This window comes from Arminella tubonensis, assembly GCF_003240585.1.
Taxonomy (GTDB): domain Bacteria; phylum Pseudomonadota; class Alphaproteobacteria; order Rhizobiales; family Rhizobiaceae; genus Rhizobium; species Rhizobium tubonense.
The window spans coordinates 92,347-104,813 of record NZ_PCDP01000065.1; the positions used below are offsets into that span (position 1 = coordinate 92,347).

The 12,467-nt window shown below is 58.3% G+C and carries 11 protein-coding genes and 1 pseudogene; 6 read left to right on the plus strand and 6 right to left on the minus strand.

Annotation, left to right across the window (positions count from 1 at the left end):
- Positions 1-23: 23 nt before the first annotated feature.
- Entirely contained in the window at positions 24-3,194 is a 3,171-nt protein-coding gene (locus tag CPY51_RS28055; protein WP_111163502.1) for an adenylate/guanylate cyclase domain-containing protein, read from the minus strand.
- A gap of 739 nt (positions 3,195-3,933) precedes the next feature.
- Here CPY51_RS28055 and CPY51_RS28065 point away from each other — a divergent pair.
- The 4 genes and pseudogenes from CPY51_RS28065 to CPY51_RS28080 form a co-directional block, all read left to right on the plus strand.
- A pseudogene (locus tag CPY51_RS28065) lies at positions 3,934-4,440 on the plus strand (adenylate/guanylate cyclase domain-containing protein); the annotation flags it as partial.
- 105 nt (positions 4,441-4,545) lie between these two features.
- The gene (gene yghX, locus CPY51_RS28070) at positions 4,546-5,430 is read left to right on the plus strand and encodes a YghX family hydrolase (protein WP_111163504.1); all 885 of its coding nucleotides are present in this window, start codon (positions 4,546-4,548) and stop codon (positions 5,428-5,430) included.
- Positions 5,431-5,610: 180 nt separating this feature from the next.
- Positions 5,611-6,006, plus strand: a complete 396-nt coding sequence (locus CPY51_RS28075) for an Ohr family peroxiredoxin (RefSeq protein ID WP_111163505.1) — start codon at positions 5,611-5,613, stop codon at positions 6,004-6,006.
- 129 nt (positions 6,007-6,135) lie between these two features.
- Positions 6,136-7,173, plus strand: coding sequence for a DUF3095 family protein (locus CPY51_RS28080; protein ID WP_111163506.1), 1,038 nt, complete (start codon positions 6,136-6,138; stop codon positions 7,171-7,173).
- 125 nt (positions 7,174-7,298) lie between these two features.
- Here the strand turns inward: CPY51_RS28080 and CPY51_RS28085 are convergent, their stop codons facing one another.
- Entirely contained in the window at positions 7,299-7,805 is a 507-nt protein-coding gene (locus CPY51_RS28085) for a MarR family winged helix-turn-helix transcriptional regulator (protein WP_111163553.1), read from the minus strand.
- A gap of 207 nt (positions 7,806-8,012) precedes the next feature.
- Here CPY51_RS28085 and msrB point away from each other — a divergent pair, with 207 nt between their 5' ends.
- The gene (gene msrB, locus CPY51_RS28090; RefSeq protein WP_111163507.1) at positions 8,013-8,498 is read left to right on the plus strand and encodes a peptide-methionine (R)-S-oxide reductase MsrB; all 486 of its coding nucleotides are present in this window, start codon (positions 8,013-8,015) and stop codon (positions 8,496-8,498) included.
- An 8-nt stretch (positions 8,499-8,506) separates the two neighbouring features.
- Here msrB and CPY51_RS28095 read toward each other — a convergent pair whose 3' ends face one another.
- The 4 genes from CPY51_RS28095 to CPY51_RS28110 form a co-directional block, all read right to left on the minus strand.
- Positions 8,507-9,298 (minus strand): amino acid ABC transporter ATP-binding protein, encoded by a 792-nt coding sequence (locus CPY51_RS28095; protein ID WP_111163508.1) that lies wholly within the window; start codon positions 9,296-9,298, stop codon positions 8,507-8,509.
- Positions 9,295-9,963 carry an amino acid ABC transporter permease gene (locus tag CPY51_RS28100; protein WP_111163509.1) on the minus strand — a complete coding sequence of 223 codons (669 nt, stop codon included), beginning with the start codon at positions 9,961-9,963 and terminating at the stop codon, positions 9,295-9,297. The genes CPY51_RS28095 and CPY51_RS28100 overlap by 4 nt, the downstream gene beginning before the upstream one ends.
- Positions 9,960-10,601: an amino acid ABC transporter permease gene (locus CPY51_RS28105; protein ID WP_111163510.1), complete on the minus strand. Its 642-nt coding sequence runs from the start codon at positions 10,599-10,601 to the stop codon at positions 9,960-9,962. Before CPY51_RS28105 ends, CPY51_RS28100 begins: the two co-directional genes overlap by 4 nt.
- 99 nt (positions 10,602-10,700) lie before the next feature.
- Positions 10,701-11,528, minus strand: coding sequence for a transporter substrate-binding domain-containing protein (locus tag CPY51_RS28110; protein ID WP_111163554.1), 828 nt, complete (start codon positions 11,526-11,528; stop codon positions 10,701-10,703).
- 229 nt (positions 11,529-11,757) lie between these two features.
- Between CPY51_RS28110 and CPY51_RS28115 the strand changes: the two genes are divergently transcribed.
- A complete protein-coding gene (locus tag CPY51_RS28115; protein ID WP_111163511.1) occupies positions 11,758-12,465 on the plus strand; it encodes a UTRA domain-containing protein in 708 nt (235 codons plus the stop codon).
- The last annotated feature ends 2 nt before the right edge of the window (positions 12,466-12,467 follow it).

Genomic DNA, 12,467 nt, shown 5'->3' on the forward strand with positions numbered 1-12,467 from the left:
TGAGAATGGCCCCGGCTACGGTCTCAACCTTTAGGCCGTGATAGATTTGCGAGCCTGTCGATCGTCTTTTGCTCCCACATTCCTGCGCCTTGATGGCGGGCAAACTCGATCGCTTTGCGAAAATGCTCCTCGATATCTTCCGCGGCCGGATTGGCGCGCAGGTGCACTTCGGCATCGAGCCTCAGCAATTCAGCTGTGAAGTAATTTTCGCCCGTATTGCCAACCAGCTCCAACGCCTGGTCTATCGTGGCCGCGGCACTCGCGATATCGCCCGTTTCCAGATAGCAGTCCGCAAGCAGACCCAGATAACAGGACTTGTCGATCTCCTGTTCGCCAAGATTGTCACAGGTCTTCCGCATCTTCTCGAGGCCATTTGCATCGCCATCTCTGCGGACCATCACCAGGCCGTGAAAGAATGAGGCCATGTTCAACCACATGCGAAATCCATTCTCCTCCGCCAGCGGGATCAACTCGTCAATCATGTCTCGAAGGGGCGTGATTTCGTTTCGAAGGGCCCGCAGAATACAGCCGTTGCCAAGGCAGGCAGCAAGCCTGTAGGCGGAATGCTGACGAGCGTTGCGTTCCGCAGCGCGGTACAGATCCAGTGCTCTCTGATCAGAGCCGATCAGTTGTAGCGTCCAAGACAGATAAAGCATCGTCATGCTCGGGAAGTCGCTGCCGATCTCATCCGCCCGGGTTTCATAACGAAGTGATTGTTCAAGATAGTCGCGCGCTTGTTCCAGATGACCCTGCGCGAAAAGGCTCATCCCCTTGAATTGCAGCCCCAGAACGAGTGCTTTGAGATTGTCGCGATTCCTGCCGATGTCGAGCAGCTGGTCGCTTGCCCACTCTGCGTCGGCAAAGCGGGCTGAATTGAAAGCTGTGCCGAACAGCCCATCGAGAGCGCGGATCGGAGCATCGGAATCCTCCAGCTTTTCGCTGAGCCGCAGCACGTTTCTATAGGCAGCGCTCGCCTCCTCGGTGACATAACCGAAAGTGGCGTAGAGCACATCGCCGCGTTCCAGCTCAAGACGCAGTGCTCTTTGATCGCGTTCAGGCGAAGCGGGCACCCTGGCAAGGCATTGTAGACCGTTGGCAAACATGTTCGCCGCTTCCACCTTGGCCCATGTCTTGCCGATATTGAGCCCAGCCTCCAGCCAATAGTCGGCCGATTGCTCAAACAGCGCCGCCTCGGCAAAGTGTTGGGCGAGCACTTCAGGGTGTTCTGCGGCCAACTTTGGATGGATGAGCGTGATGGCCTGGGCAACATTTTCGTGGAGTTCCCGGTAGCGTTCCCGCAAGAGGGTATCGCGCGCAGCCTCTTGCAGCAGCACATGCGTGAAGGTGTAGCATTGCCTGCCGGTCACCAGTTGTGTTGCAATCAGTCCAGCTGCCACAAGACGCCGTAGCGAGGAATTCAGCGCGGCAGACGAAAGACCGCAAAGATGGGCGAGCAACTCCTGATCAAATTCGCGTCCGATGACGGCTGCAATTTGTGCGATGATCTTACCAGAGCCCAATTTATCCAGTCGCGAGAGAAGAGAAGATTGCAGCGAGCTCGGAACGCCGACTGCGAGCTCCGGCGAAGCTGGCTCCACACGATCGAGAGAAAGCCCTGTCTCCAGCGCGGCACGCGCTAGTTCCTCGACGTAGAGCGGCACGCCCTCAGCCTTGTTCAGTACCGAAACGCTGGTTTCATCTGGCAAGCCCTTGCCTTTAGCAATTCTGGAAACAAGTATGTTGGCCTCTTCGTCACTCAGGCGCGCCAGCCTGATCTCGTGCACGGTTCCGGTTTCGGGCGGAGTCCGCAGCTGTTTTTCGCGGGTGGTGATCAGGATCAGCATGGGGACAGATGTCGCTTCTCCGATCAGCGTCGCCAGAACAGCGCTCGAAGACGGGTCAATCCATTGCTCATCCTCGATCGACAGCAGCACCGGATTGGTCCGAGAAACAGAGTGCAACCAGTCAATCAGGATCCTGTGTGAAACGCCGCGCTGGCGCACGGACGTAAGCTCAGACGGCGGGTAGCGTGACTGATCGATCGATAGCAATCCTGCAAATATCGGCACGGAGTCGGACAGGGGAACATCGCTGAGCGCGAGTATAGCTGCGAGCTTCTCCAGACTTGCTTGCGCCGGCTCGTTGCCGCTTATGCCGGCGTAGCGTTTGAGGAGCGCAAGGAATGGGAACAAGGCGCTGTTGGAATATGCGCTTGAGCACTGGAGCGTCAGATAGGTACATTGCGGGATGCGGCGGCGGATTTCGAAAATCAACCGAGACTTTCCAATCCCGGGCTCACCGGAGATCAACACGGCCTCACCACGATGGACGGCAACCACTTTGTTCCAGAGATCGAGCGCCTGCGACATCTCAGAGCGGCGACCGACCAGGTCGGTCAAGCGCGTTCGCTTTGCAAACCGATTTTCGAGAACGCGCGCCTTCTCGACCCGCCAAACCTGCACCTCATGCGGGAATCCCTTGAGCGATCGTGCTCCGAGGTCGGTAAATTCAAATGTGCCGGCGGCACTTTCGCGGGTCTTTTGATCTGTCAGTATGGTTTGCGGATCGGCGAGGGCCTGGAGCCTTTGCGCAAGATTGGGGATGGACCCCAGGGCGACCGTGGAGACGCCCGCGGGTGCGCCGAGAAAGTCCCCCACGACGACCAATCCGCTGGCAATTCCGATGCGAACCCGCAGCGGCGGCCCCTCGGGCACCGCGATCTTCGGCACGACTCCGATGATATCCAGCGCGAGCTCGATGGCTCGTTCCGCGTCATCCTCCTCCGCGATGGGGTAGCCAAACAGGGCTTGGAAAGCATCGCCGATATAGTTCGCCGCGATCCCGTTGTGACTTCTCACGGCGTTGGCGCAACGCGCCAGAAAAGTTCGCGTCAGTTTGCTGAAGTCTTCCGGATCCAGCCGAACCGCATATTCGGTCGAGCCGACCAGGTCGCAGAACAGGATTGTCAATTGACGGCGCTCGACTGAGGTCGAGGGCATTTTGCTGGTCTCTTCCTCGTTCAATCGCCTGATGCCGGCCAGAATTTTTCGGCGTGGACCCAGCGGGATCTGCATCTCCTGCAGATCCTTGTCCGAAAGGAGACGGAGGCTGTCGAGGTCGACCTGGCATTGGGCGAACACCTCGCCAAGGTGATCGAGCCCGAGTTGACCTAGCCATTTGCCAACGGCATCCATCGAATTCCCCAGTGAAACAGTGTGTATTTCGAGCACTTTTCTTTGCGGGTATCCTCGAACGAAAATAGCATCTCCGAGTGTTGTTGCCCAAGTCATTTGGGCGTGTCTTACGGTTTCACCGAGATGCCTGCTGTCAATTGCACAAAACGTCGGCGTAAAGGAGCTCGCCTTTTTCCGCATATGCAATGCAGCTATGGTCAAAGCAGAACCCCTCCGGAAGAATGCGGGCTAGGTATCGCCTGTTGCATGTGGCTGGCAGGTCGACGCTGAACTCACGCAAATCAGTCGAGGGCGCCGGCTCGGTGAACTTTGAATGTCCAAAATACGTGACATTCCGGATGAGTACGGCGGTGCCCGAGGCTCCGACCTTGCCATCGATCACGGTGAAATTCTTGTCCGTTGCCTCGCCCTGATTTGGGTCGTCGCTCTGCAAAGGCGCAGCACGCGATGGCGGGATAGCTGGCAAAGCCGACAGATCATTGCCATCCACGGGAAGCATCCAGGGGTGGACTTGCCGGGTCCCGAGCGCTGCGTCCAATTCGTCCGGTGCGAGTATATTTCGTTCAATTTCAGCCGCTCGGCACGGACTTGAAGAAGCTGAGCCCAGGGGATCAGAAACAGACGGCTCCTGGCCAATGGCATCCGGCGCGAAGCTCTGTCCTGTGGCCTGGGTCGTCAATGTATGACATTCCGTGCAATTGCCCGTCGGATCACGCACCGTCTTTGCCTGCTGAAGCTCCATCGCCCAATCCTCTTCACCGATATCGTCGGCTCGACCGAGATGACATCGCGTCTCGGCGACCGGATGGCGACCGACCTGATCAGGGCGCATGATGCCGTGGTGCGCAGGTGCCTAGGCCAATGCTCGGGCCGGGAGGTAATGCATACCGGCGACGGGATCATGGCCACGTTCGCCTCGACATGCGCAGCCGTTGATTGCGCAAGGATGATCCAGGGGGAATTTGAACGTTACAACCGGGCAAATCCTGAGCCTATACATTTTCGTATCGGGCTTGATAGGGGGGAGCCCGTCGAGGACAGCAACGACCTGTTCGGCTCCACAATGCAACTTGCTGCACGATTGGGCGCCGCCGCAGCCAGCGACCAGATCCTTGTTTCGGAAAACATTCTTCGGGAATATGGCGCCGCTGATCCTTTCGCCCACGCAACGCGCCGCAAACTGAAGGGCTTTTCAAAGCCGGTTCTGGCCTTCCGATGTGACTGGGCTGAGGCCAGGGGAGATTGATGACTTTCGGGTGGTGCACCGGCGCTGAAGTAGTCGCGTAAAAGTGAGTTCAAGAACAGAACGAGATCGGTAGTCTGAACTATGCAGACGAGAGAGGAGTTCCCCATGACGCGTCTTACGGCAAAGGATTTTCACCCGGAGCTGCTTGAGCTCTACGACTACTACGCGCATGGAAAGATCTCGAAACGCGAGTTCCTCGAGCGAGCCGGCAAGTTCGCTGCCGGCGGCCTGACGGCGGCTGCAATTTTAGGTCTCATGAGCCCGAACTACGCGCTTGCACAGCAGGTCGAGTTCACCGATCCCGATATCGTGCCGGAGTACATCACCTATCCATCGCCGAAGGGGCACGGAAATGTTCGCGCCTATTGCGTCCGCCCGGCTTCCGCGGGAAAAGCGCCTGGGATCGTTGTGGTGCACGAGAACCGAGGGCTCAATCCCTATATCGAGGACGTAGCAAGACGCCTGGCAAAAGCGGGGTTTGTGGCGCTGGCACCCGATGGACTAAGTTCCGTCGGAGGCTATCCCGGCAATGACGAGAAAGGCCGGCTACTGCAGCAGCAGGTCGACCCGCAGCAATTGATGAACGACTTCTTTGCCGCGATCGATTTCCTTATGAAGAATGAGGTGACGACAGGAAAGGTTGGCATTACCGGCTTTTGCTACGGCGGTGGCGTTTCGAACGCTGCAGCTGTCGCCTATCCGGAGCTGGGTACGGCAGTGCCGTTTTATGGGAGACAACCGCGGCCGGAGGAGGTGCCCAGTATCAACGCACCGCTGTTGCTGCACTACGCCGGTCTCGATTCTGGCATCAACGAGGGCTGGCCAGCCTATGAAGCGGCGCTGAAGGCCAACGGCAAAATCTTCGAAGCCTACATCTATCCCGGTGTCAATCACGGTTTCCACAACGACTCGACGCCCCGCTATGACGAGGCCGCCGCCAAGCTGGCCTGGGATAGGACGCTAGCTTGGTTCAAACGATACCTGGCATGATCGGCTCGTCAAAGCGGTGGATGCTGCCGTTCAGGGCTTTCGGCGGCAAAGAAGTCTCGGATTTGTATAAATCGTATCCGATTAAATCGTAAGGATATTGACATCGCACCTATCGCCATTTATTTACATCGCGTCCGAGGTAATCGGATACGTGTTAAGGCGAGCAAAAAGGATTTCGCTATGACTGAGAAGCTTGTATTCACCGGAAAGACCCACATCACCGGCGGCCGCGACGGCGCCGCACGCAGCAGCGACGGCAAGTTGGATATCAAGCTGCCGCAACCGCACCCGGCAGTCGAGCAGCTCTTTGGCGCCGCATGGTCGGCCTGCTACATCGGAGCGATCGAGGTCGCCGCCTCACAAAGAGGCATCAAGTTTCCAGAGGGCGTCGCGGTCGATGCCGAGATCGATCTGAACGTAGATGACGGCTCCTACTTTCTGCGGGCACGCCTCAACGTCACCGTACCGGGCCTCGACCGTGAGGTTGCACGTGAGCTGCTGGACGCGGCACACGGCATCTGCCCCTACTCCAAAGCGACGCATGGCAACATTGACGTTCAGACCAACCTGCTTTGAAACCGAGCGGCCGGGCCTGCGCTCTGATCGGCCAGGCTCGCCGTCTTTTGACAAGACGCCTTGGATCCCGCTCACCACCGGCAAGGCACGAACCCCGATTTGCCGGGTGCACCGATCTGGAGAACCTCAATGGCCACGACCCACGCGCAGCCGAACCAAGCATATCATGAGTTTTCGCTGGTGCTGGACCCCGCCAGCTATGAGCCGTTGCCCGATGACTGGCTCATTGGGGTAACTGACGTTGTCAGCTCGACTTCCGCGATCAGATCGGGGCGCTATGAAGACGTCAACTACGCAGGTGCATCCATAATCGCTGCTCTCGGTAACGCCTGGGGTTCGTTCGATTTCCCATTTGTGTTTCGGGGAGATGGGGCCGCATTTGCATTGCCTGCGCATGGCATGGCGACGGCGACTTCGGCATTGCGACAGGTCGCGACCTTTGCAAGCACCAGCCTTGATCTGGTTCTTCGCGTTGGGCTGATGTCCGTGGACGAAATACGCGCCAATGGACGCGACGTGAGAATTGCTCAATACGCTGCCTCCGAAAACGCGACCTACGCCATGTTTGCCGGGGGAGGGCTCAAATGGGCGGAGCAGCAGATCAAGAATGGACGCTATCTGGTAGAGCCGGGCAAATCCACGACGAAGCCGGACTTGACCGGGCTTACCTGTGATTGGACCCCCTTTCCCAGCCAGCAGGGCGAGATTCTATCGCTGCTGGTCGAGCCTCATGAAGATGCAAGCCCGAAGGCCTTTGCTAGCTTGGCGAGCCGCGTACTTGCGGTTTTTGATGCCGGACCACGCCAGTCGCATCCCGTTCCAAAGGACATCGCCATCCCTAAAGACTGTGAGACGTGCCTCGATCCGAAAACGTGGTCGGAAATAGTCTCCAATTCGGACTTCCGCAAATACGATGATGGATTGCGTCTTACGGTGGACTGCTCAGTCGAACAAATCGAAGCTGTCGAAGCGACCCTTGTTGCGGCAAAGGCACGTGGCGAGGTCAACTTCGGACTGCATCGGCAGTCCCACGCTCTCATGACCTGTTTCGTGCCTTCCGGCAGACCGGATCAGCATTTGCATTTCCTGGACGGAATGGGCGGTGGCTACGCCAAGGCCGCCGAGATGTTGGAGGCCAGTGAGCATGCGATGGCGTCATCGCACTAGCTCGCAGCAGGGAAAGCCATCGGCCAGATGGACGAGACGCCGCTCGGCCGCCCAGATGAAATCACCAGCACCCCACCGGCTTCGTGCCGGCCAAGGTCAGCCCGCCGGATGCGAGGTCAACACGATCACGACTTCCCTTTCCCAGCCTGCGTAGCACGCAGGAGGTTGTCGCGCAGCCTCACCACGGACTTCTGCACCACTGGAAAGTCCTCTCCGAGCCCGGTTGCATCAACCAGCGACACGGCGGGATCCGTCTCAAGCAAACTGCGCCCGGCAGCCGTCAGGCTGACCCGAACCTGCCGTTCGTCGGCAGGATCGCGTTGACGTCGAACATAGCCCACGGACTCGAGCTTCTTCAGGATGGGTGTCAGCGTGTTGGATTCGAGAAATAGCTTTTCGCCCAGCGTCCCAACGGTCTGGTCATCCTCCTCAGTGAGGGCCACCATGGCGATATACTGGGTGTAGGTAAGACCCAGCCCATCCAGGATGGGCTTGTAGGCACGTCCGAAAGCAAGATTTGCCGAATAAATCGCAAAGCACAGAAAATTCGAAAGCTTCCGGCCCTCGTTGTCGGTTTGCGGGGAAGGGGCGGGCGGCACAACAGGGCTCTTCGCTGTCTGGGACGTGGGCATCGGCATATCCTTTTCCAAGGTCTTCGTTGTCTGCTTTATATAAATCGTATCCGATTAAATCGCAATGGTATTGATATCGATTTCTCCGCGATTTATCTAAAGCGTACCCCAATAAAGAGGATACGCTACAAATGAACAGACCGAATTTTGCTATGATTGAGAAGGGTCGCGGCCACCGCGCTGGCTGGAACGGCAAGGAGATATGCAATGCGTGATATATTCGAAATGCGGTTCGATTTGACAGCTCCCACTCGCGAACAGATGCGGGAACTGGTGGCCGACCTCAGCGAGGACGAGCGGCAATTGCTGCTCGAACATGGTGAAGAGGCCCCGTTCTGCGGTGTTTTCCTGCATGAAGAACGGGGCGGGGTGTATACCTGTCGCTTGTGTGGACTGCCGTTGTTCAAAGCCGTCGCAAAGTTCGAAAGCGGTACGGGCTGGCCGAGCTTCACCGCGCCAGTCGCCGAGGCCCATCTTCGCAGCATTCGCGATACCCGCTACGGCATGGTCAGAACGGAGATCGTTTGCGCCCGTTGCGGCGCCCACCAAGGACATGTCTTTCCGGACGGCCCTCCTCCAACGGGAGACCGCTTTTGCATAAATTCAGGATCGCTTGAGTTCACGCCCAATGGAGAACTGCTTCCTGACAAGCTTCGTCGAGGTGCTCCAGAGGGCGAACCGTGGAATAGCTGAAGGCTGCCCTAAAGAAGCATCGAGGCGCCGCGGTCGAGATAGGTGTCAAGGAATTGCTCAAGCCTTGGATGTCTGGGCTTGCGAAATACGTCCTTTGGCTCTCCGGTGAAAAGCACCTTGCCATGGTCGAGAAAGGTCATCTGCTGGCCAACCGTCGCGGCAAATCCGATCTCGTGGGATACCACCACCATCGTCATGCCTTCGGTCGCCAGATCGCGCATGACGTTCAGCACTTCGCCGGTCAGTTCCGGATCAAGCGAGGAGGTGGGTTCGTCGAACAGCATGATCTTCGGCTTCAGGGCAAGGGCCCGGGCGATGGCGACACGCTGTTGCTGGCCGCCGGACAGCTGCGACGGATAGTGGCCGGCGCGGCTTTCGAGGCCGACTTTGACGAGTTGGGCCATCGCCCGTTCTTCGGCATCCTTGCGGCTCATCTTGTGAACGGTCTTCAACGCCTCGCTGACATTGCCAAGGGCTGTCATGTGCGGCCACAGATTGAACTGCTGGAAGACCATGCCGATCCGCCCCCGGATCGCGCGGTTGGTTGCCGCCGGCAGGCGCTCGCGCAGGCCCTCGGCGTTTTCGCTAAAGCCAAGCACCTCGCCATCGATGGTGATCGTCCCGAGGGTCGCCTCCTCGAGAAAGGCCATGCATCTAAGCAGCGTACTCTTGCCGGAGCCCGAGGGGCCGATCAGGCAGGACACCTGGCCCTGTGGAATTTCGAGATCGATGCCATGTAGGACCGTGCTATCCCCGAACTTCTTGACTAAATTCTTGACTGCGATCGCCGGGATACTCATGCGTTGAAGAACCTTAATCTGGTGAGTTTCGTTTCGGCGAGATGGCCAAGCCAGCCCGTGGCCTCGACAAGCACCCAGTAAAACAGCGCGAGCACGAAGAGTGCCTCCACGAAGGCATATTGCTGCGATCCGATGGCGCTGAGTGTCGCGGTCAGTTCCGGCACGGTGATGATCGACAGCACCGCCGTTTCCTTCATCAGGATGATCGCCATGTTCAATGAAGGCGGGAGGACGAGCATGGTCATCTCCGGCAGCAATATGCGGCGGACAATCTGCCACTGACTGAGACCAACACATTCCCCGGCCTCGATATGGCCCCTGGGTACGGCGTCAAAGCCGGAGCGGAAAATCTCGCTGAAATAGGCCGCGCCATAGATCGAAATGCCGAGAAGCCCTGCCGGCAGCGGATCAAGGGAAAGCCCGATGAAAGGGCCGCCGTAATAGACCAGGAATATCTGGATGAGGAAGGGCGTGCCGCGCAGCACGGCGACGGCAAAACCGAATGCCTTGTCGACCACCATGCCGCCATAACGTCTGGCCACGGCGACCAGGAAGCCGAAGGCTGCGGCTGCGATCGTTCCCAGAATCCAAATCATGATCGTGACGCCGGCGCCGCTGACGATCGCCGGCCATTGATCGAGGATGACGCGGTAGTCGAAGGTCATCGCGGCACTCCTGGAAGCGAACGCTCGATTACGTCGCCGGCAAGTGCCACGACCCAATTGATCACGAGATAGATCAGGCCGGCGGACGCGAAAATCTGCAGTGGCAGAAAGGTGCTGCCGGCGAGATCCTGCGCCATGCGGGTGAGCTCGACGATGCCGACGACCGAAACGAGCGAGGATGCCTTCAGGATCAGTATGGCTTCATTAACGAGGGCCGGGAAGGTGAGGCGCAACGCAATTGGGGCTTTGATCCGCCGGAAGATCTGACCAGGCGTCAGGCCGACCATCTCGGCACATTCGATCAGCCCGCCAGGCACGCTGGCAAAACCCCCGCGCAGGTTTTCCGCCTGATAGGCGGCTGTTGAAAGGGAAAGCCCGATGACGGCTGCAACAATGCTCGGCACATTGATGCCGATGACCGGCAGAAGATTGTAGATCAGCAGCAACTGCACCAGCAAAGGCACGCCGCGGAAAAAACTGATGAATAATTGGGCGGGCCAGACGAATATTCTTTGGCGCGACAGCATCATGGCCGAGAGCAGCATCGCAATCATAAAGCCGATCAGAATAGAAACGACGCTGATCGCCACGGTGTAGATCGAGGCTTGCAGAAGCAGTTCGAAGAGTTTGACAGACATATCAGGATTTCGCCCGCCTGTTGGTCGAGGACCTTACTGCGTCGCGGTCGGCGCCTCCGGAACGATCGGAGGCGCCTTCGGTCAGGCAGTCGCGGTCAATCAGAATGCAGGATCTTTGACTGAATCCGGTGTGTCAAAGGTGGCACCGAACCACTTCTTCTGCAGGTCTGCCATGCGGCCGTCGGCCTTGATCTTAAGCAGAGCGCCGTCGATCGCATCCATCAGCGGCGCGTGATCGGCATCCTTGAGACCGATAAAGCCGAAATAGGACTTCTTGCCAAAGGGCGGCAGCACCACTTCGAAGGTGCCCTTGCGCTGGCTGGCAACGAAGGCAATGTTCGGCAACGAGTTTGCAACGCCGGCGATGCGGCCGGCTGCGAGGTCGGCATAGGTCTCGGTGAAAGCAGGATATTCGCGGATATCAACCTTGGTCGGTAGTGTATCGGAGAATTCCTTCAGCTGGTCGAGTTGCGACGTCGCCTTGCCGACACCGATCTTCTTGCCAGCAATGTCTTCCGGCTTGCTGATCGTGGTATCGCCGGCCTTTTTCAGGATGGCGATGGTTGCTTCGGCAATCGGAGGGGTGAAGCGATAGCGCTCCATGCGTTTCTTGGTGATCGTTGCCGGGCCTGCGACGACGTCGAACTTGCCCGCTTCGAGGGCCGGAAAGACGCCATCCCAGGGAAGTGCCACCCACTCGATCTTGACGCCGAGCTCCTTGCCGATCTCGGCGAACAGGTCGACGTTCAGCCCGGCATGTTCGCCGGCATCGATAAAATCGAAAGGCGCGAACGCCGTTTCCGTACCGACCTTCAAGGTGCCGGCTGCCTTGACAGCCGCGAGCGTGTCGGCTGCATGGGCGGAAAGCGTTGCTCCGAACAGGAACGCAGCGCCGACAAGACCCCTGAGCAGGGAATTGGTTTTCATGATCATCTCTCCAGTTTTTCACTCCCCTTGGCAGAGGAGCTTGGGTTCTCAAATTTATTCCCACCGAGCGGAATTCTGCGATCCGCTTTTGACTATACAAATAGAACTAGGCTGACCTACACTGTCAATGTGAAAAGGCTAAATAAGCAAAATTTGTGCCGGACGACTTCGATCTTGGATCGGACGGCAGCGAGGGCATCATGTTGTTGCGCTGGATCGAGGGTCGGCCGTGGTGACAATTCATCAGAATATTTTCAGGGACATCGAGACCAGGATCGTCGGGGGCGACTGGCAACCCGGTCATCGCATCCCCACGGAGCAGGAATTGGCGGCGGCATATCGATGCTCTCGCATGACCGTCAGCAAGGCGCTTTCAGCACTGGTGGAGCGGGGCATGATCGTGCGACGGCGCAAGACGGGCTCATTCGTCGCGTCGCCACAAATCGATCGGACGGTGATGGATATTCAGGACATCAGCACCGAGGCGGAACTTGCCGGGCACAAGCATGACTACAAGATATTGTCGCGGAGAATCGAAAGATTGGAGCTGGCCGAAGCCAAGCAGTTGGCCGAGCCGGCGGGCGCTGAAATTCTAAGGCTTCAATGCCTTCATGTCGTTGACGGCACGCCGAATGCCATCGAGCGTCGCATCATCATGCTCGATATCGTGCCGCTGGCAAGAGATGAGCATTTCAGCCTGACGCCGCCTGGAAAATGGCTGCTGGCGCAGGTTCCCTGGTCGAAGGCAAGGCACGTCATTCGCGCGGTCTCGGCCGACGCCACCACTGCCCGCCTGCTGCAGACCGCCCGCGGCGAGGCGTGCCTTAATCTGATCCGCCAGACCTGGCAAAACGGGCGCACCGTGACCTACGTGGAGATCACCCATCCCGGCGATCGCTTTCAGTTCGCGGGCGATTTTCAGCCGGTGGCGCGGTGAGC